This is a genomic window from Actinoplanes palleronii, from assembly GCF_016862315.1.
Lineage (GTDB): Bacteria > Actinomycetota > Actinomycetes > Mycobacteriales > Micromonosporaceae > Actinoplanes > Actinoplanes palleronii.
This window is the reverse complement of record NZ_BOMS01000019.1, coordinates 48,733-67,071: the sequence shown is the minus strand read 5'-3', so window position 1 is coordinate 67,071 and position 18,339 is coordinate 48,733. Positions and strand designations below refer to the sequence as shown.

Annotated in this window: 22 protein-coding genes; 4 read left to right on the top strand and 18 right to left on the bottom strand. The window is 69.9% G+C overall.

Translation table 11 applies throughout. The features are described from left to right. Positions 1-21 precede the first annotated feature (21 nt). Both Apa02nite_RS07985 and Apa02nite_RS07980 read left to right on the top strand, forming a co-directional pair. Positions 22-597, top strand: a complete 576-nt coding sequence (locus Apa02nite_RS07985) for a cob(I)yrinic acid a,c-diamide adenosyltransferase (RefSeq protein WP_203824485.1) — start codon at positions 22-24, stop codon at positions 595-597. Next, positions 594-983 carry a VOC family protein gene (locus Apa02nite_RS07980; protein WP_275412440.1) on the top strand — a complete coding sequence of 130 codons (390 nt, stop codon included), beginning with the start codon at positions 594-596 and terminating at the stop codon, positions 981-983. The genes Apa02nite_RS07985 and Apa02nite_RS07980 overlap by 4 nt, the downstream gene beginning before the upstream one ends. Here the strand turns inward: Apa02nite_RS07980 and Apa02nite_RS07975 are convergent. From Apa02nite_RS07975 to glyA, 14 genes are all read right to left on the bottom strand, one after another. Then, positions 959-1,777 (bottom strand): PhzF family phenazine biosynthesis protein, encoded by an 819-nt coding sequence (locus tag Apa02nite_RS07975; protein ID WP_203824483.1) that lies wholly within the window; start codon positions 1,775-1,777, stop codon positions 959-961. The genes Apa02nite_RS07980 and Apa02nite_RS07975 overlap by 25 nt on opposite strands. Before the next feature lie 61 nt (positions 1,778-1,838). Continuing rightward, positions 1,839-2,306, bottom strand: a complete 468-nt coding sequence (locus tag Apa02nite_RS07970) for a DUF2550 domain-containing protein (protein ID WP_203824482.1) — start codon at positions 2,304-2,306, stop codon at positions 1,839-1,841. Positions 2,307-2,314: 8 nt separating this feature from the next. After that, positions 2,315-2,596: a F0F1 ATP synthase subunit epsilon gene (locus tag Apa02nite_RS07965; RefSeq protein ID WP_067685802.1), complete on the bottom strand. Its 282-nt coding sequence runs from the start codon at positions 2,594-2,596 to the stop codon at positions 2,315-2,317. Between the two features lie 102 nt (positions 2,597-2,698). Continuing rightward, the gene (locus Apa02nite_RS07960) at positions 2,699-3,757 is read right to left on the bottom strand and encodes an LCP family protein (protein WP_203824493.1); all 1,059 of its coding nucleotides are present in this window, start codon (positions 3,755-3,757) and stop codon (positions 2,699-2,701) included. 305 nt (positions 3,758-4,062) lie between these two features. Beyond that, positions 4,063-5,505: a F0F1 ATP synthase subunit beta gene (gene atpD / locus Apa02nite_RS07955; RefSeq protein ID WP_239164181.1), complete on the bottom strand. Its 1,443-nt coding sequence runs from the start codon at positions 5,503-5,505 to the stop codon at positions 4,063-4,065. Beyond that, entirely contained in the window at positions 5,505-6,440 is a 936-nt protein-coding gene (locus Apa02nite_RS07950) for a F0F1 ATP synthase subunit gamma (RefSeq protein ID WP_067685808.1), read from the bottom strand. The genes atpD and Apa02nite_RS07950 overlap by 1 nt, the downstream gene beginning before the upstream one ends. 2 nt (positions 6,441-6,442) lie before the next feature. Then, entirely contained in the window at positions 6,443-8,008 is a 1,566-nt protein-coding gene (gene atpA / locus Apa02nite_RS07945) for a F0F1 ATP synthase subunit alpha (protein WP_067685810.1), read from the bottom strand. 78 nt (positions 8,009-8,086) lie between these two features. Next, entirely contained in the window at positions 8,087-8,905 is an 819-nt protein-coding gene (locus Apa02nite_RS07940; protein ID WP_203824480.1) for a F0F1 ATP synthase subunit delta, read from the bottom strand. Continuing rightward, the gene (locus Apa02nite_RS07935) at positions 8,905-9,468 is read right to left on the bottom strand and encodes a F0F1 ATP synthase subunit B (RefSeq protein ID WP_203824479.1); all 564 of its coding nucleotides are present in this window, start codon (positions 9,466-9,468) and stop codon (positions 8,905-8,907) included. Before Apa02nite_RS07935 ends, Apa02nite_RS07940 begins: the two co-directional genes overlap by 1 nt. Positions 9,469-9,492: 24 nt before the next feature. Further along, positions 9,493-9,729, bottom strand: coding sequence for an ATP synthase F0 subunit C (locus Apa02nite_RS07930; RefSeq protein ID WP_203824478.1), 237 nt, complete (start codon positions 9,727-9,729; stop codon positions 9,493-9,495). 74 nt (positions 9,730-9,803) lie between these two features. Beyond that, positions 9,804-10,592: a F0F1 ATP synthase subunit A gene (gene atpB / locus Apa02nite_RS07925; RefSeq protein WP_203824477.1), complete on the bottom strand. Its 789-nt coding sequence runs from the start codon at positions 10,590-10,592 to the stop codon at positions 9,804-9,806. Between the two features lie 15 nt (positions 10,593-10,607). Then, a complete protein-coding gene (locus tag Apa02nite_RS07920) occupies positions 10,608-10,841 on the bottom strand; it encodes an AtpZ/AtpI family protein (RefSeq protein ID WP_203824476.1) in 234 nt (77 codons plus the stop codon). Positions 10,842-11,051: 210 nt separating this feature from the next. Continuing rightward, on the bottom strand, positions 11,052-11,534 hold the full coding sequence (locus Apa02nite_RS07915; RefSeq protein WP_203824475.1) for a hypothetical protein: 483 nt from the start codon (positions 11,532-11,534) through the stop codon (positions 11,052-11,054). Continuing rightward, the gene (gene glyA / locus Apa02nite_RS07910) at positions 11,531-12,820 is read right to left on the bottom strand and encodes a serine hydroxymethyltransferase (protein ID WP_203824474.1); all 1,290 of its coding nucleotides are present in this window, start codon (positions 12,818-12,820) and stop codon (positions 11,531-11,533) included. The genes Apa02nite_RS07915 and glyA overlap by 4 nt, the downstream gene beginning before the upstream one ends. A gap of 83 nt (positions 12,821-12,903) precedes the next feature. Here glyA and Apa02nite_RS07905 point away from each other — a divergent pair, with 83 nt between their 5' ends. Then, a complete protein-coding gene (locus Apa02nite_RS07905) occupies positions 12,904-14,370 on the top strand; it encodes an SDR family oxidoreductase (protein WP_203824473.1) in 1,467 nt (488 codons plus the stop codon). A 103-nt stretch (positions 14,371-14,473) separates the two neighbouring features. After that, positions 14,474-14,857 (top strand): RidA family protein, encoded by a 384-nt coding sequence (locus Apa02nite_RS07900; protein ID WP_067685826.1) that lies wholly within the window; start codon positions 14,474-14,476, stop codon positions 14,855-14,857. Positions 14,858-15,140: 283 nt separating this feature from the next. On the opposite strand, the gene Apa02nite_RS07895 is transcribed toward Apa02nite_RS07900, so the two are convergent. From Apa02nite_RS07895 to prmC, 4 genes are read right to left on the bottom strand one after another with little or no spacing between them, the layout of a single operon-like run. Next, positions 15,141-16,109: an L-threonylcarbamoyladenylate synthase gene (locus Apa02nite_RS07895; RefSeq protein WP_203824472.1), complete on the bottom strand. Its 969-nt coding sequence runs from the start codon at positions 16,107-16,109 to the stop codon at positions 15,141-15,143. Positions 16,110-16,126: 17 nt separating this feature from the next. Next, a complete protein-coding gene (locus tag Apa02nite_RS07890; protein WP_203824471.1) occupies positions 16,127-16,720 on the bottom strand; it encodes an arsenate reductase/protein-tyrosine-phosphatase family protein in 594 nt (197 codons plus the stop codon). Position 16,721: 1 nt separating this feature from the next. Continuing rightward, entirely contained in the window at positions 16,722-17,366 is a 645-nt protein-coding gene (locus Apa02nite_RS07885) for an L-threonylcarbamoyladenylate synthase (protein ID WP_203824492.1), read from the bottom strand. Between the two features lie 36 nt (positions 17,367-17,402). Then, complete coding sequence (gene prmC / locus Apa02nite_RS07880) at positions 17,403-18,275, bottom strand: peptide chain release factor N(5)-glutamine methyltransferase (RefSeq protein WP_203824470.1); 873 nt, start codon at positions 18,273-18,275, stop codon at positions 17,403-17,405. Positions 18,276-18,339 lie beyond the last annotated feature (64 nt).

The following is an 18,339-nucleotide window of genomic DNA, read 5'->3' as shown; positions in this document are numbered from 1 at the left end:
CGCACTCCGTAGGGTGGGCCTATGGCTGTGCATCTCACCCGTATCTACACCCGTACCGGCGACGCAGGCGAGACCCGTCTGGTCAACAACGAGGTCGCGCCGAAGACCGATCCGCGGATCGCGGCGTACGCCGACGCCGACGAGTGCAACGCGGCGCTGGGCACCGCGATCGCGCTCGGCGCGCTCTCCGAGGACGTCCGGTCGGTGCTGAGCCGGGTGCAGAACGACCTCTTCGACCTCGGCGCCGACCTGGGCAACCCGCTCGCCGAGGACCCGCCGTACCCGCCGCTGCGGATCACCGAGGAGTACGTGACCCGGCTCGAGCAGTGGTGCGACCAGTTCAACGAGAACCTCGCGCCGCTGGACAGTTTCATCCTGCCGGGTGGCACCCCAGGAGCCGCGCTGCTGCACGTGGCCCGGACCGTGGCGCGCCGCGCGGAACGCTCGGCGTGGGCGTTGATCAAGACCGATCCCGATCGTACGTCGGTGCTGCCGGCCAAATACCTGAACCGGCTCTCCGACCTGCTCTTCATCCTGTCCCGGGTGGCGAACCCGGACGGCGACGTGAAGTGGGTGCCCGGCGGCGTCCGGTCGTGACCGGCGCACTGCACCACGTCGAGCTGTGGGTGCCCGATCTCGCCGGGATGCGCGGCCCGTGGGGCTGGCTGCTCGGCGAGCTCGGCTGGACCCCGTTCCAGGACTGGCCGGGCGGGCTGTCCTGGAAGCACGGCAACGGCACCTATCTGGTGCTGGAGCAGTCGAAGGCGCTCTCCGGCGACACGCACGACCGGCTCGCCCCCGGGCTCAACCACCTGGCCTTCACGGTGGCCGGCTCGGGCGAGGTGGACCGGATCAGTGCGTCGGCGCCGGAGCACGGGTGGTCACTGATGTTCGAGGACCGTCATCCGTACGCCGGCGGCCCGGACAGTTACGCCGCCTATCTGGAGGACGGCTGGGGCTACGAGGTGGAGATCGCCACCTGAAGCTCCCCGTCGATCGTGGTGACGGCGTGCCCGGACAGCTCGACCCGGTCCCCGCGGAGCGCGACCCGGACCGCGCCGCCCCGCGCGGACGCCTGGAAGCCGGTCAGCGACGTGCGGCCCAGGCGCTCGCTCCAGTACGGCGCGAGCGCGGTGTGCGCGCTGCCGGTGACCGGGTCCTCGTCCACACCGACCGCCGGGGCGAAGAACCGGGACACGAAGTCGTAGCCGGCGCCCGGGTCCTCGGCCCGCGCGGTGACGATCACGCCGCGCCCGGTCAGCCGGCCCAGCGCACCGAAATCCGGGGCCAGCGACCGGACGGTCTTCTCGTCGGCCACCTCGGCGAGCACGTCGTCGGTGTTCGGCCCGGTCCAGACGCTGGTGAGCAGCTCGGCGCCGAGGGCGGCGGCCAGCGCCGGGTCGGCGTCGAGCGGGCTGAGCGGCGCGGCCGGGAAGTCCAGGGTGATCAGACCCTCGGCGGCCGTGGTGGCGGTCAGGACGCCGCTGCGGGTCGCGAACCGGACCGTGCCGGGATGGGCCAGCACGTGAGCGGTCGCCAGGGTGGCGTGGCCGCAGAGGGCCACCTCGACCCGCGGGGTGAACCAGCGCAGCGCCCAGTCGGCGTCTGCGCCCGCCGCAAGGGGGTGCAGGAACGCGGTCTCGGAGAGGTTGACCTCCGCGGCGACCTGCTGCATCCAGGAGTCGGCGGGGAAGGTGGCGCCGTCCAGGACGAGCACCCCGGCCGGGTTGCCGGCGAACGGACGGTCGGTGAAGGCGTCGACGATACGAATCCGCATGGGTTCGACGCTAGTTTCACCGCGGCCGCCGGGCGACGGCCAATCCGGAACCGGTGGGTCGTCAGCTCTCGAGCGGGCGCGGGCCGAAGATCGAGCGGCCCGGGACGCTGCCCGGATCGCGCGGCGGCCCGGCCTCGAGCCAGGAGAGGAACCCGGTGACCGTGGTCTCGGCCATGGCGATCTCGAGCTGGACGTCGCCGGTGGCGCAGCGCAGGATCACCCAGTGCCCCGGCATGGTGAGCCGCTCCGGGCCGGTCGGCAGGCGGCGCTCGGCGATCGCGAGCAGCCGCCGGTCGAGGACCCGCTTGGGGCGGATCGCCAGGCTGAACATCTTGTGGAAGCGGAGCTCGTCACCGACGAACTGGCCGAGGCCCGGCGCCCAGCCGCGGCCCGGCACCATGGTGTTGGTGCGGACCTGCAGCCGGATCGTGCCGCCGCCCAGCCGGAGCAGACGCCGGCGGAAGAAGATGGCGAACAGGAGCGCGAGCAGCGCGACGACGCAGATTCCGAAGACTTCCAGAACCCGCATCGTCGGGGTCAGTGCTGCTCGGGCGTGGCGGGCGTGGCGCTCTCGGCGAGCACCGTGACGCCGTTCGCGTCGATCGAGAGGAAGCCGCCCGCGACGTCGTAGGTGAGCTGCTCGCCGCCGGCGAGTTTCACCCGGACCTGTGAGGGTTCCTTCAGCAGGCCCAGCAGCGGCGAGTGGCCGGGCAGCACACCGATCTCACCCTCGGTGGTGCGCGCAACGAGCATCTCGGCCTCGCCGGCCCAGATCTTCTGCTCGACGGCGACGACCTCGACGTGAAGTTGGTTGGCCACGCTGTCTCCCTTTGACTCTGCTTACCGGATCCTGCTTACCGATCCTGCGAACCGAATGGGTGAAAGTCTAATCGGCGCTGCCGATCGACGCCCGACCGGGTCCTAGCTGTTCTTGTTGACGAACTCCGGGTGGGCCAGCAGAAACTCCTGGATCTTGTCGTTCTTGACGGCTTCGAAGAACTGGTCGGAGTTGTCCTGCAACTTCTCACCGAGGTACTTGCTGCCCTCATAGAGGCCGCCGCCGCCCAGTTTGATCGAGACCATGCTGTCGGTGTCCAGGCCCTTCAGCGCCAGACCCCAGTCGATCACGCTGTGGCCGTTGCCGTCGAAGGTGAGCGAGTCGCCGGCCGCGTCCAGGATCTTCAGCAGCTTGGACGGGTTGGTCACCACGTCCTTGCTCATCGCCTGCTTGGCCATCGCCTTGATGAACTGCTGCTGGTGCCGCTGACGGTCGTAGTCACCGTTGGGCAGGCCGTACCGCTGCCGGACGTAGTCAAGGGCCTCCCAGGCCTTCATGTGGTACGTCCCGGTCTTGTAGACCTTCTGCTCACCGATGTACGGGTGGGCGCAGGTGTTGTCGGCACACTCCGGACGACGGTCCCGGCCCTTGCCGTTCGGCTTCAGGTGCTCGGACTTGACCGTCATGTCGACGGTCATGGTCACGCCGCCCATCGCCTCGACGATCTTCTTGAAGCCGCCGAAGTTGATGATCGTGCCGGCCTCGAACGTCTTGATCCCGGTGAGCTGCTCGACCGTCTTCGCCAGCAGCTGGAAACCCTGCTTGACGTCGTGCTTGCCGTTGCCGACCGAGCTTCCGTACGACATCGCCGCATTGATCTTCGACTTGCCGCCGCCGAACCCGGTCTTGGTGAACGCCGGGATGTCGACGTAGAGGTCGCGGGGGATGGAGAACAGGTAGACCTGGTCCATCGACGCCGGGATGTGCGCCACGATGATCGAGTCGGAGAGCGGGGCGGTCTTGTCGTCCCGCGGGTCGATACCGGCCATCAGGATGTTGATCGGGCCCTTGATGTCGGCGCTGGCCGCCTTGGGCGCGCCCTCGGCCGGATCGCCGATCAGGCTGCCGTCGGCGTCGACGGCGCCGGTGTACTTGGAGATCAGGGCGCTGCCACCGACCAGGACCACACCGCTCGTCACCATCAGCACGCCACCGAAAACGGCGGTCAACCGGGCCCACAGTGGTGCGCGGCGTTTCGCAGACCTAGCCACTCGATCCCCAACTCTGCCGGTGCGGCGATCCCGCGGAGAACACGGGACCCCCTCTGAGGCCGGTAAGCATACCCAAGGGAAACCAGACCTCTTTACCCCAGATCCTCGCGTTCATGAACCTCGAACTCGAAGATTCACTCCTGAGGCCCCAAAGATCACTCCCTGAGACGCAGAAAAGCCGTGCCGGTGTTCACCGGCACGGCTTTCTGTTCGTCAGAACTGCGACGGGGCTGAGGTCAGCCCTTCATCAGCTCGTGAGCGTTCTTCTCGAGGTCCTCGAGACCGCCGCACATGAAGAAGGCCTGCTCAGGGTAGTTGTCGTACTCACCCTCGGAGATCTTCTTGAACGCCTCGATGGTCTCCTTCAGGGGGACCGTCGAGCCGACGACGCCGGTGAACTGCTCCGCCGCGTAGGTGTTCTGCGACAGGAACCGCTCGATGCGGCGCGCGCGCTGCACGGTGATCTTGTCTTCCTCGGAGAGCTCGTCCATGCCGAGGATGGCGATGATGTCCTGCAGGTCCTTGTACTTCTGCAGGATCCGCTGGACCTCACGGGCCACCGCGTAGTGCTCGGCACCGACGAACTCCGGCGCCAGGATCCGCGAGCTGGAGGCCAGCGGGTCCACGGCCGGGTAGATGCCCTTGTCGGAGATCGACCGCTCGAGGTTCGTGGTCGCGTCCAGGTGGGCGAACGTGGTGGCCGGCGCCGGGTCGGTGTAGTCGTCGGCGGGCACGTAGATCGCCTGCAGCGAGGTGATCGCCTTGCCGCGGACCGAGGTGATCCGCTCCTGGAGCTCACCCATCTCGTCGGCCAGGGTGGGCTGGTAACCCACCGCGGACGGCATGCGGCCGAGCAGGGTCGAGACCTCGGAACCGGCCTGGGTGAACCGGAAGATGTTGTCGATGAAGAGCAGCACCTCCTGGTTCTGGACGTCCCGGAAGTACTCGGCCATGGTGAGCGCGGTCAGCGCGACCCGCAGACGGGTGCCCGGCGGCTCGTCCATCTGGCCGAAGACCAGGGCGGTCTTGTCCAGCACGCCACCCTCGTCCATCTCCAGGATGAGGTCGTTGCCCTCACGGGTGCGCTCGCCGACACCGGCGAACACCGAGGTGCCACCGAAGTTACGGGCGACCCGGATGATCATCTCCTGGATGAGCACGGTCTTGCCCACGCCCGCGCCACCGAACAGGCCGATCTTGCCACCACGCACGTACGGCGCGAGCAGGTCGAGCACCTTGATGCCGGTCTCCAGCATCTCGGTCTTCGGCTCGAGGTCCGCGAACGCCGGCGGCTTGCGGTGGATCGACCAGCGCTCCTGGATGTCCAGCGTCGACGGGTCGACGTTGAGCACCTCGCCGAGGGCGTTGAAGACGTGGCCCTTGGTCACGTCACCGACCGGCACCGAGATCGGCGCGCCGGTGTTCCGGACCTCTTTGCCACGGACCAGACCATCGGTCGGCTGCATGGCGATCGCGCGGAGCCGGTTCTCACCCAGGTGCTGGGCGACTTCCAGCGTCAGCGTCTTGGTGCCCTCGGAGAGGGTCACCTCGACGTGCAGCGCGTTGAAGATGGCGGGCATGGCGTTACGAGGGAACTCGACGTCGACGACCGGGCCGATGACCCGGACGACACGGCCGACAGGGAGCTCCGTCTTGGTGGGCTCAGCAACTGCAGTCATCACACATCACTTCCCGCCGCGGCCAGCGCGTTGGCGCCGCCGACGATCTCACTGATTTCCTGGGTGATCGCAGCCTGACGCGCGGAGTTCATCTCGCGCGTGTACCGCTTGAGGAGGTCGTCGGCGTTGTCCGACGCGCTCTTCATCGCCCGCCGCCGGGATGCCGACTCGCTGGCCGCCGAGTCCAGCAACGCCGCGTAGATCCGCGTGTTGAGGTACTTCGGCAGCAGAGCGTCGAGCAGTTCGTCGGCGTCCGGCTCGAACTCGTACGCGGCGCGCGGGCCCGACTCGGGCTGCTCGTCCACGGTCTCCTCGATCTGGACCGGGGCCAGCGGCTTCGCGTTCGCGCTCTGCGTCATCAGCGACTTGAACTCGGTGCTCACGATGTGCAGCTCGTCCACGCCGGCGATGCCCTCGGGGCCGAACGTCCCCTCGGTCACCGAACCCGCCGAGAACGCCTCGATCAGACCGTCGCCGATCTTCTTGGCGTCCGCGAAGGACGGCCGCTCGGAGAAACCGGTCCAGCTGGCGTCGACCGTACGGCCGCGGAACCGGTAGTAACCGGTGCCCTTGCGGCCCACGACGTACAGCGCCACCTCCTTGCCGTCCGAGCGGAGCTGAGCGATCAGCTGCTCGGCGGCGCGGATGGCGTTGGCGTTGTAGGCGCCGGCCAGGCCCCGGTCACTGGTGATCAGCAGGACACCCGCCCGCTGGACGCGCTCACGCGCGACCAGCAGCGGGTTGTCGACCGAAGCGTTCGAGGCCAGCGCGGCCAGCACCTTGGTGATCGCCACCGAGTACGGCCGGGAGGCGTTCACCCGCTCCTGCGCCTTGGCGATGCGGCTGGTCGCGACCAGCTCCTGCGCCTTGGCGATCTTCTTGGTCGACTTGACGGTGCGGATGCGCCGCCGCAGTGCCTGTACCTGACCGGCCATGACTAGCTACCGCTTTCGCCGGTCGCGCTGCCCTGGAAGACCTTCTTGAACTCGACCACACCGGACTTCAGGCTCTCGATGTTGTCGTCGCTCAGCAGGTTCGTCGACTCGACCGAGGTGTAGACGTCGCTCTGGTGCTGCTTGAACCACTGCAGGAATTCCTGCTCGAAGCGGCGCACGTCCTTGACCGGGATGTCGTCGAGCTGGCCGGTGGTGCCCGCCCAGATCGAGATGACCTGGTCGACGGTCGAGTACGGCGAGTACTGCGGCTGCTTCAGCAGCTCGACCAGGCGAACGCCCTTGTCGAGCTGGGCACGCGAGGCCTTGTCCAGGTCGGAGGCGAAGGCCGAGAAGGCCTCCAGCTCGCGGAACTGGGCCAGGTCCAGGCGCAGCCGGCCGGAGACCGTACGCATCGCCTTGACCTGCGCCGAGCCACCCACCCGGGACACCGAGGTACCGACGTTGATCGCCGGGCGGACACCCGAGGCGAACAGGTCGGACTCCAGGAAGATCTGGCCGTCGGTGATCGAGATGACGTTGGTCGGGATGAAGGCCGAGATGTCGTTGGCCTTCGTCTCGATGATCGGCAGACCGGTCATCGAGCCGCCACCCAGCTCGTTGGAGAGCTTCGCGCAACGCTCCAGCAGGCGGGAGTGCAAGTAGAAGACGTCACCCGGGTAGGCCTCACGGCCCGGCGGGCGGCGCAGCAGCAGCGACACGGCGCGGTACGCCTCGGCCTGCTTGGTCAGGTCGTCGAACACGATCAGGACGTGCTTGCCGTTGTACATCCAGTGCTGTCCGATGGACGAACCGGTGTACGGGGCGATGTACTTGAAGCCCGCCGGGTCCGAAGCCGGGGACGCGACGATCGTCGTGTACTGCAGCGCGCCCTGCGCCTCGAGGACGCCGCGGATGCTGGCGACGGTCGAGGCCTTCTGGCCGATCGCGACGTAGATGCAGCGGACCTGCTTCTCCGGGTCGCCGGAGTCCCAGTTCGCCTTCTGGTTGATGATCGTGTCCAGCGCGACAGTCGTCTTGCCGGTCTTGCGGTCACCGATGATCAGCTGGCGCTGACCGCGGCCGATCGGCGTCATGGCGTCGATAGCCTTGATGCCGGTCTGCAGCGGCTGCTTCACCGGCTGGCGCGCCATGACGTTCGGCGCCTGGAGTTCGAGCTCGCGGAAGCCCTCGTTCTCGATCTCGCCGAGACCGTCGATCGGCTTGCCCAGGGCGTCGACAACGCGGCCCAGGAAGGCGTCGCCCACCGGCACCGAGAGAACCCGGCCGGTGCGCTTGACCGGCTGACCCTCTTCGATGTTCGCGTAGTCGCCCAGGATCACGGCGCCGATCTCGCGGACGTCGAGGTTCGACGCGACACCAAGGGTGCCGTCCGCGAACTCCAGAAGCTCGTTCGCCATCGTCGAGGGCAGGCCCTCGACGTGCGCGATTCCGTCGCCCGCATCGGAGACGATGCCGACCTCCTCGCGGGAGACCTCGGGCGAATAGGACGAGACGTAGCGCTCTAGCGCCCCCCGGATCTCGTCCGAGGAGATGGTCAGCTCGGCCATCCTCTGCCTTCTCTGTCTAGCTCGGGACGTCGCCGCCGCCGAGGGGCTTCTCGATGTGGAATCGAGGGGAAAGGACTGTTAAGCGAACGCCTGCTTGGCAGCGTTCAGCCTGCGCAGGATCGTGCCGTCGTAGAGGTCGGAGCCGACCCGGACGCTGACCCCGCCGATGACCGCGGGATCCACGTCCACCTTCAGCGAGACCTCGCGGCCGTAGACGGTTGCCAGCTTCGCGGCCAGAGCGGTTTCCTCGGCGTCGCTGAGCGGCTTGGCCACCGTCACATACGCCACCTCGCGGTCACGCTTCTCGGCGGTCAGCTCGACCAGCCGGGTCAGCGAGGCCTCGAAGCCACGGCCACCGAAACCCTCGAGCGCGACCTGGACGAGCCGCACCGTGGCCGGGTGGGCCTTGCCCTCGAGCAAGTCCCCCACCAGCTTAGCCCGGGGGCCCACCGGCGAGCCGATGTCACTGAGCGTGGCCACGAGCTGCGGGCTGCCGCTGACGATCTGTCCGAAGCGGAACAGCTCGTCCTCGACCTCGGCCAGCTTGCCGTCCTTCTGCGCCGAGGCGAGCAGGGTGTCGACACCCAGCCGCTCGGTCGCGTCCAGCAGCTGGCTGGGCCGGCTGAACCGGCCGGCCACCAGGGTGGCCAGCGACTTCACAGTCACCTCAGCCGCCTTGCCGGACAGCAGCGAGCGGAACAGCTCGGCACGGTCGGCACCGGGGCGCGACGGGTCGGTCAGCGCCCGGCGCAGCCGGGGCTGACCCCGCAGCAGACCGGCCACCGACAGGAACTCGTCGGCGACCGCGGTCAGCTGCGCGCCCGTGGACGTGGTGGTGTCGGCGTGCAGCCGCTCCACCGCGTCCGCGTAGGCCTGGTTGGTGACGCCCGGCGCCATCAGCGCCTACCCGCCGTGCCGGCCGAGTCGAGATCCGCGATGAAGCGCTCGACGGTGCCCCGGGTGCGGGCCTCGTCGGCCAGAGCCTCGCCGACGATCTTGCCGGCCAGGTCCACGGCCAGCGTGCCGATCTCGGCGCGGAGATCACGCACGATCGACTCACGCTGCGCGGAGAGCTGCTCGTTGCCGGCCGCGATGATGCGGTCCGACTCCTCGCGAGCCTTGGCGAGCACGTCCTGACGGATGCCCTCGGCGTCGGCCCGGGCCTCGTCGCGGATGCGAGCGGCCTCGGTCCGGGCCTCGGCGAGCTGCGCGCGGTACTGCTCGAGCAGCTCGTTCGCCTCGGCCTGGGCGGTCTCGGCGCGCTTGATGCCACCCTCGATGGCGTCCACGCGAGCCTGGAACGTCTTCTCCATCTGCGGGAAGACGAACTTCATCAGTACGAAGCACAGCACCGAGAAGGCGACCGTGCCGACCACGATCTCCTGCCAGATGGGCAGAATCGGGTTGTGCTTGGTCTCCTCGGCGGCAGCCTCAGCAACAACAAAGAGCTGGGTGATCATGTGAACCTCCTGTCGAGGTCAGTGTCAGCCGACCGGGTTTCCGGCCCAGATGAAGCCGAACGCGATGCCCAGCAGCGCCAGCGCCTCGACAACGGCGAAGCCGATCCAGACGTAGGGCAGGGTCAGGCGCGACGACTCCGGCTGGCGGGCGGTCGACTGGATGTAGGCCGAGAAGACCAGACCGACACCGATACCGGGGCCGATAGCAGCGAGGCCGTAACCGATGGCGGCGGTGCTACCAACAACTTCGGCGAGTGGCATTTCAGTTCCTCCTGGTATCTCGCGTGATTCTCACGCGGGACGACAACGGGGCGTTACGTGAAATCGGGTAGAACTCAGTGCTCGTCGGCGAGTGCGCCCTGGACGTAGCTCGCGGTCAGCACGGTGAAGACGTATGCCTGGAGGCAGATCACCAGGAACTCGAGGAACGTCAGCGCGATCGTCAGGATCCAGGACAGGATCGAGACCGGCGCGAGCAGCGCGTTCGCGTTGATCATCGCGAAGCCGCCGAGCGTGAACACCAGCAGCAGCATGTGGCCGGCGAACATGTTGGCGAACAGACGGACGGCCAGCGAGAACGGCCGCACCAGGAAGTTCGAGAAGAACTCGATCGGGATCAGCAGCGGCAGGATGAACCACGGCGCCGGCGGAATGAGCGAGTTCTTGACGTACTTCACGAAACCGTGCTGCCGGATGCCGACGTAGATGAACATCACGTAGCTGATCACCGCGAGAATCGCCGGGAACGCGATGTGCGAGTTCGGCGAGATCTGGATCAGCGGCACGATACCGAAGAAGTTCATGAAAATGACGAAGCAGAAAAGCGTCGTCAGATACGGAGCGAAGTTGACGCCGCGGGGCCCGATCATCTCGACCGCGATGTTGTTCCGCACGAAGCCGTAGACGCTTTCCGCGAACCACTGCTTCTTGGACGGCACCAACTGGGGCTTCCGGTACGTGACCAGGAAGAACACAATGATCAGCGCAACCGCCACCCAGGCGAGAACCGTGATCTTGGTGAACCAGTAATTGTTCTCCGCGCCCCACGGCAGGATGCTGGGCAGGTAGAAGTCCTCGACGCTGGGCGGGAACTCTGCCGCGAGGACCGTCGACTGAACGATCACCTGGGCCCTTTCCTGTCAGGCGCCGAGCCGGCGCACGATGAGGTACACACCTAAGCCGATCCCGAGGACTGCGCCGATACCGGCGAAAATACCCTGGGTTCCGACATAGCGGTCGATCAGCCAGCCGATTCCACCCCACACCAACATGCCCGCGATGAGGTATGTGACAGCCGTCATGCCCGCGCCCGTATCGGGCGGGGGGCTGCCGTCGTCACCGCGTTTGTCGGGGGGAGGTTCTTGGCCGGTCATGACGGCCCGAACGATATCAGCAGGAAACACGAGGCTAAGCGGGACCCCCCGCACAACCGTAGTTGTCCAGGCGTCAGGGGTCTCGCAGCTGGAAGGACACGGTACTCCTGTCCTGCCATCGCGGAACACGGCACGGGCGGACACATCACCGGTTCGGGGTATTCCCCCGGCCAAACGTGCGCTGGCCAGGGGTGATGCACGTGGCTCAGGTCACCGGCGGAGCGTCTGGCGTGTCACCCACCACGCCTGCACGCCGGTCCACACCACCACGCCGGCGACGATGCCCAGGCCGAGAGCGTCCTTGCCCGACCAATCGGACGAAACGCCGAACGCAAGAATAACGCCGAGCAACGAGAATTTGACGACATACGTCAGCATTCCGATCGGCAGGACGAGGGCCGGGCGAACGGTGTCCACCACCGCCACGACCAGGGTCGTCAGGCTGTAGCTGACCGTGACCATCAGCACGCCGCCGGCCGCGGCGAGCGCGGCGACCGGGCCGGAGACCAGGAAGCCCACCGAAGCGGCGCACAACAGCAGCGCGAACGAGACGACGGTGAGGAACCCGAGGTGCTCGACCCGCCAGCGGGGGTCCTTCGGCAACGGCGGCAGGTCGGGCAGCGGGAGGTCGTCGTCCGTCTCCGGGACCCGCCCCGAACTCTGCTCAGCCGCCGCGGGCGATACGCCGCTCAAGCCAGAACCTCCTGCTCCTGATAGAAGGGGAAGCGCCGCACCAGGCCGGTCACCTCCTCGCCGATACCGGCCAGCCGGGACGTCCCGGCGGCGGTCTGCGGATCGCACCGCACCGCCAGCCCGATCAGCTCCGCGATCCGGCGCATCTCGTCCTCCCGCATCCCCTGCGAGGTGACACTCGGTGCGCCGACCCGGATCCCGGACGCCACGGCGGGTTTCTCCGGGTCGTACGGAATGACGTTCTTGTTGAGTGCGATCCCGGCGGCGGCGCAGCGCGCCTCCGCCTCCCGGCCGCTGACGCCCACCTCGCGCAGATCCAGCAGGGCGAGGTGCGTGTCGGTGCCACCGGTGACCGGGCGCATCCCCTCGGCGGTCAGCCAGCTGGCCAGCGCCTGAGCGTTACGCACGGTCTGGTGAGCGTACTCCTGGAAGGCCGGGGTGCCCGCCTCGCGGAGGGCCACCGCCTTGGCCGCGACCGCGTGCATCATCGGGCCGCCCTGCGCGAACGGGAAGACCGCCTTGTCCACCCGCTGGGCCAGTTCCTCGCGGCAGAGGATCATGCCGCCCCGGGGCCCGCGCAGCGCCTTGTGGGTGGTGCAGGTGACCACGTCGGCGTACGGCACCGGCGACGGCACCGCCCGCCCGGCCACCAGGCCGATGAAGTGCGCCGCGTCGACCAGCAGGTACGCGCCCACCTCGTCGGCGATCTCCCGGAACCGGGCGAAGTCGATCAGACGCGGGTACGACGTCGCGCCACAGATGATCAGTTTCGGCCGGTGCGCGAGAGCCAGGTCCCGCACCTCGTCGTAGTCGATCAGCTCGGTGTCCGGCGCCACCCGGTAGGCGATCGGGTGGAACCACTTGCCGGAGAAGTTCGCCCGGCTGCCGTGGGTCAGGTGCCCGCCGTGCGGCAGCCCCATCGCCAGCACCGGGTCGCCCGGCTCGGCCAGCGCGGCGTACGCGGCCAGGTTCGCCGACGCGCCGGAGTGCGGCTGCACGTTCGCGTGGTCGGCGCCGAAGAGCTCCCGGGCCCGCTCGACCGCCAGTTCCTCGGCCCGGTCGGCCTGGGCGCACCCGCCGTAGTAGCGGTGCCCCGGATAACCCTCGGCGTACTTGTTGGCCAGCGTCGACCCGAGCGCCGCCAGCACGGCCGGCGAGGTGAAGCTCTCGCTGGCGATCAGCGTCAGGGTGTCGCGCTGGCGGGCCAGCTCGTCCAGCAGCACATCAGCGATCTCCGGATCATCGCGTTCCAACGCGCCGAAATCCGGACCCCAGAACGTCCTCACCTGGGCCCTCCCCCGTGCTTGTCGAACGCGGCCGGATCGAGCATATGGCTGAATCACCCCCGTTCGGGGCACAGTCTGAAGTTATGCAATGTCTTGTCACCGGCGCGACCGGCTACATCGGGGGACGGCTGGCGCCCCGGCTGGTCGATGCCGGCCACCAGGTCCGTTGCCTGTCCCGGAGCGCGGCCCGGCTGCGCGACGTGCCCTGGGCCGATCAGGTGGAGATCGTCGAGGGCGACCTGTCCGACCCGGCCACCCTGCGCCCGGCCTTCGACGGCGTCGAGGTCGCCTACTTCCTGATGCACTCGCTCGGCCAGAAGGACTTCGAGCGCCGCGACCGGGAGGCGGCCGCGAACTTCGCCACCGCGGCCCGGGCCGCCGGGGTCCGCCGGATCATCTACCTGGGCGGCCCCGAGCCGCCGCCCGGCGACCGCCCGTCACCGCACCTGCGCTCACGCGCCGAGGTGGCCCGGATCCTGCTGGCCAGCGGCGTGCCGACGGTGGTGCTGCGCGCCCCGGTGATCATCGGTTCCGGCTCGGCCTCGTTCGAGATGCTGCGCCACCTGACCGAGCGGCTGCCCGCGATGGTCACCCCGCGCTGGGTCTTCAACCGGATCCAGCCGATCGCGGTCCGCGACGTGCTGCACTACCTGATCGGCGCGGCCGGGCTGCCGCCGGACGTGCACCGCGGCTTCGACATCGGCGGCCCCGACGTGCTCAGCTACGCGACCATGATGCAGCGGTACGCCGCGGTCGCCGGGCTCCCTCGCCGGGTCATCCTGCCCACCCGGGTGCTCAGCCCGTGGCTCTCCGCGCACTGGGTCGGCCTGGTCACCCCGGTGCCGAACGCGATCGCCCGGCCCCTGGTGGCCAGCCTGGTGCACGAGGCGGTGGCCCGGGAGAACGACCTGGCCGCCCTGCTGCCCGGCCCGCCTCCGACCGATTTCGATCAGGCGGTGCGGCTGGCGCTCGGCAAGATCCGTGACGCGAACGTGGAGACCCGCTGGTCCACCGCGTCCGGCCGGGACGCCGCCGCCGAGCCGCTGCCCAGCGACCCGGACTGGTCCGGCGGCAGCGTCTACACCGACGAGCGGACCCGTCCCGTGCACGCGCCGGCCGACCGGCTGTGGCGGGTGATCGAGGGCGTCGGCGGCGACAACGGCTGGTATTCGTTCCCCTTGGCCTGGTCGGTGCGCGGCTGGCTGGACCGGCTGGTCGGCGGCGTCGGGCTGCGCCGCGGCCGCCGGGACCGGCACCGGCTGCGGGTCGGCGAGGCGCTGGACTGGTGGCGGGTCGAGGAGATCGTGCCCGGCGAGTTGCTGCGGCTGCGCGCCGAGATGCGGGTGCCCGGCCGCGCCTGGCTGGAGATGCGCGCCGAACCGGACGGCGCCGGCGGCTCGGTCTACCGCCAGCGCGCGGTGTTCCTGCCCCGCGGCCTGGCCGGCCACCTCTACTGGGCCACGGTCCTGCCCTTCCACGGCGTCGTCTTCAACGGCATGGCCCGCAACATCGCCCGCGGCGCCGAGTCGACCCCCACCACGAGCGTGTGACGTTACGGTGCGCTCCGCACCACAACTCCCCACGCTCAGCACCGCCGCGCCCAGTGTGTGAAATTGCGGCGCGCTCCGCACCACAACTCCCCACGCTGGCCTCATGACCGAACGACGCTCGATCCTCAGCGGGTCCGCCTACGAGGACGATTACGGCTACGCCCGGGCGGTGGTCGCCGGCGACCACGTCTACGTCTCCGGCACGACCGGTTTCGACTACGCCACGATGACCATCGCGGACGACCCGGCGGAGCAGGCCGCGCAGACCCTGCGCACCATTGCGACCGCGCTGGCCGAGGCCGGCTGCACGCTCGCCGACGTGGTCCGGGTCCGCTACCTGCTCCCCGACCCGGCCGACTTCGAGGCGTGCGCCCCGGTGCTGCGCGCGGCGTTCGGCGACGTCCGCCCGGCCGCCACCATGCAGGTCTGCGGCCTGCTCGACCCCCGCATGCGCATCGAGATCGAAGTCGACGCTCTCCGCCGCTGACGACCGAGGCGTCCCCGCCGGATCCGCATCCTTTTCCGGTACGAGTACGGAGCGCCCGTCCGCAGGCTACGAGCCACGCTCACTGATGGTCTCGCGCCACACCGCGGCACTCCGGGCCCGGCCGCGCCCCCGGGCATTGGCTGGCTCCCAGGGGTGTCTCCGCAGCGCGGAGACACCCCTGGGGACCAGCCGAAAAGCGGGAGCCGCGCTGCGGCCGGGCACTGCGGCGACCTCGCGCGCCCCCGCGGCGGTCTCGTTTCGGGCGCGGGCCGGGCGGCGCGGGTCAGGCGGCGGCGCGGGTGAGGCGGTCGCGGACGGCGAGCCAGTCCTCCGTGTGCGGGGGTTCCTGGATCAGGATGGTGGCGGCGCCGGCGTCGTCCAGGCGGTGCAGCGCGGCGTAGAGGTCCGCCGCGTACTCCCGCGGGTCGGCGGAGAGGATCTCGACGGTTCCGGAGCTGTCGGTCGCGGGCTGACCTTCGTACGTCAAAGTCGCCAACGGCGCCGGCAACCCGGACCGATCCGCCTGCCGCAAGTCCCGCATCAGCACGACCTTGGCGCGCGGGGCGTAGTGCCGCCGGCTCATCCCGGGCGACGGCCGGGCCGTGCCGTCCGCGGCCTCCGCGTCGCGCACAGCGATCGACCCGGTCACGTCCCGCAGCGCGCGCAGGCTCAGCGCGCCCGGGCGCAGCAGCGTCGGCACCTCGGTGGTCAGGTCCAGCACCGTCGACTCGATGCCCCACGAGCACGGGCCGCCGTCCAGCACCAGCGGCACGTCGGGCAGGCTGCGGATCACGTGCTCGGCGGTGGTCGGTGAGATCGACTCGGAGCGGTTCGCGCTGGGGGCGGCGAGCGGCAGGCCGGACGCCTCGAGCAGGCGCAGCGCCACCTCGTGCGCCGGGATCCGGATCGCGATGGTGTCGTTGTCGGCGCCGACACCGGCCAGGTGCGCGGCCCGGCGGACGACCAGGGTCAGCGGACCCGGCCAGAAGCGGGCGGCCAGCTCGTCGGCGACGGCGGGCCACGCGGCGGCCAGCTCGCGGGCGGCCGGGACCGAGGCGACGTGCACGATCAGCGGGTTCCAGCTGGGCCGGTTCTTCAGCCGGTAGATCTCGCCGATCGCCCCCGGGGAGAACGCGTCGGCGCCGAGGCCGTAGACGGTCTCGGTGGGAAAGGCGACGACCGAGCCGGCACGCAGGATCTCCACGGCGCGCCCGATACCTACGGCGTCCGGTGCGATGACACGAGGATTCACGGAAGCGACAACAGGGTTCACGGAAGCAACAACGTGGCGAGCGGGACCGTGGTGTCCTCGATCTCCTCACCGACCCGCTGGAACGTCTGGTCGCCACGGCCCCACGGGTCGTCGAGATCGTCGCTGATCAGCGGGGTCTCGCCGGCGCGCAGCCGGTGCACCGCCGCGACGATGGCCGTGCCGCGCTCCTGCACCGCGTCGGGTTTCGCCTCGGCGGCGGGCAGCGCGGCCGCGTCGACCCCGTTGAGCAGCCGGCCGAACTCGCCGAGCACAAACGTGCGGGCGGCGGCCTCCGGGCGCAGCGCGACCACGTAGTCGTACTGGTCGGCGGTGGCGGTGAGGATCAGGTCGGCCTCGTCGATGAAGCCGCCGCGCAGCTTGCGGGCCTCGAAGCCGTCGGTCGAGCCACGCCGGGCGCGGACCTGGCGGGCCGCCGGCGGGTTCATCTCCTCGCCCTCGTGCCAGCCGCCGGTGCCGGCGCTGACACTGCGGACGAGCGGCTCGGTCGCGTCGCCGGCGCGGTCCCGGACCGCCCGGGCGAGCAGGCGCTCGGCCATCGGGGACCGGCAGATGTTGCCCATGCAGACGTGCAGAACGGTGAACGGCGCCACCTCAGGCCTGCCCCTCGACCAGCTCGGGCACCACGTCGCGGAGTTTCTCCACCGGGATCGAGCCGGTCCGCAGGACCCGCGGCACGTCACCGGTCACGTCGACGACGGTGCTGGGCCACGGATCGCTGGCCGGGCCGGCCTCCAGATAGACGCGCACCGAATACTCCAGCTGCTCGCGGGCTTCCTCGGCGGTCAGCGGCGACGGCGAGCCGAGCTTGTTGGCGGTGGTCACCGCCATCGGGCCGACCTCGCGCAGCACCTCGAGGGCGACCGGGTGCAACGGCATCCGGACCGCGATCACCCCGCCGGTGTCGCCGAGATCCCACTGCAGGCTCGGCGAGTGCTCCACGATGATGGTCAGCGCGCCCGGCCAGAACGCGTCGGCCAGCTCCCGGGCGGCCCGGGGCAGCGAGTAGACCAGACCGTCGAGCGTGTGGCGGGAGCCGACCAGCACCGGCGGCGGCACCCGGCGGTCGGAGCCGCGGGCATGGTGCAGCTGGGTGATCGCATGCGAGGTGAACGCGTCGGCACCCACCCCGTACACCGTGTCGGTGGGGATCACCACGAGCTCACCGCTCTTGGCCGCCTCGACGGCCGCGGCGATCCCGCGATCACGATCGGCGATGGCCGCGCAGTCGTAGAGCATCACGGGATGCAGTCTGCCATGTGACTACCTGATAGTTCACTGGCGGCGGGCGGTCGCGTACCTCGGGCGGCCGGTGAGGTCGTCGTGGGCGGTCACCTCGGTGAACCGGCCGTCCGCGCGGAGCAGCGCGGGCACCGCCGCGCCGTGCACGTCGTCGTGTTCGATACCGACCCATCCGCCCGGTTTGAGCAGGGCGGCCGCGAGCGCGATCACCGGGCGGATCACCGACAGCCCGTCGGCGCCGCCGAAGACCGCGTCGGCCGGGTCGTGATCGGACACCTCGGGCGGGACCGGGGTGCCGACCGGGACGTACGGCGGGTTGCAGAGCAGCACGTCCACCTGTCCGCGCAGCTCAGCCAGCAGATCAGGGTCGGTCACGTCGGCCTCGAGCACCTCGACCGTGTCATGTCCCGTGGCGTTGCGCCGCAGCCACGGCAGCGCCTCCGGCGAGCGTTCCACCGCGATCACCCGCCCGGCCGGCGACTCGTCGGCGACCGAGAGCGCGATCGCGCCGCTGCCGCTGCACAGGTCGACCACCGTCGCCCCCGGCACGGTCCGCTCGATGCCCCAGCCGGCCAGCAGCTCGGTCTCCGGGCGGGGCACGAAGACACCGTCGCCGACCGCGAGTTCCAGATGGCGGAACGCCGCTGTGCCAACCAGGTGCTGCAACGGCACCCGCTTCGCCCGCCCGGCGACCAGCTCCCGGAACCGGCCGGCCTCCTCGGCCCGGATGGTGTCGACGAGCACCAGCCGGCCCCGTGGCACGTCCAGGACGTGTGCGGCAAGCCATTCGGCGTCGACACGGGGCGACGACACCCCGGCCGCCGCGAGTTCGGCGGCCGCCGATGCCAGCTCCGGAGCCAGCCGGGTCCGATCCGGACGGTCTCGGGGGTGTTCGTCACGCGCCATCACGGCATAATCATGAGACGTCGCGCACGCCGGGGATCGGCCGGGTCACCCAGCGAGCGCGCCG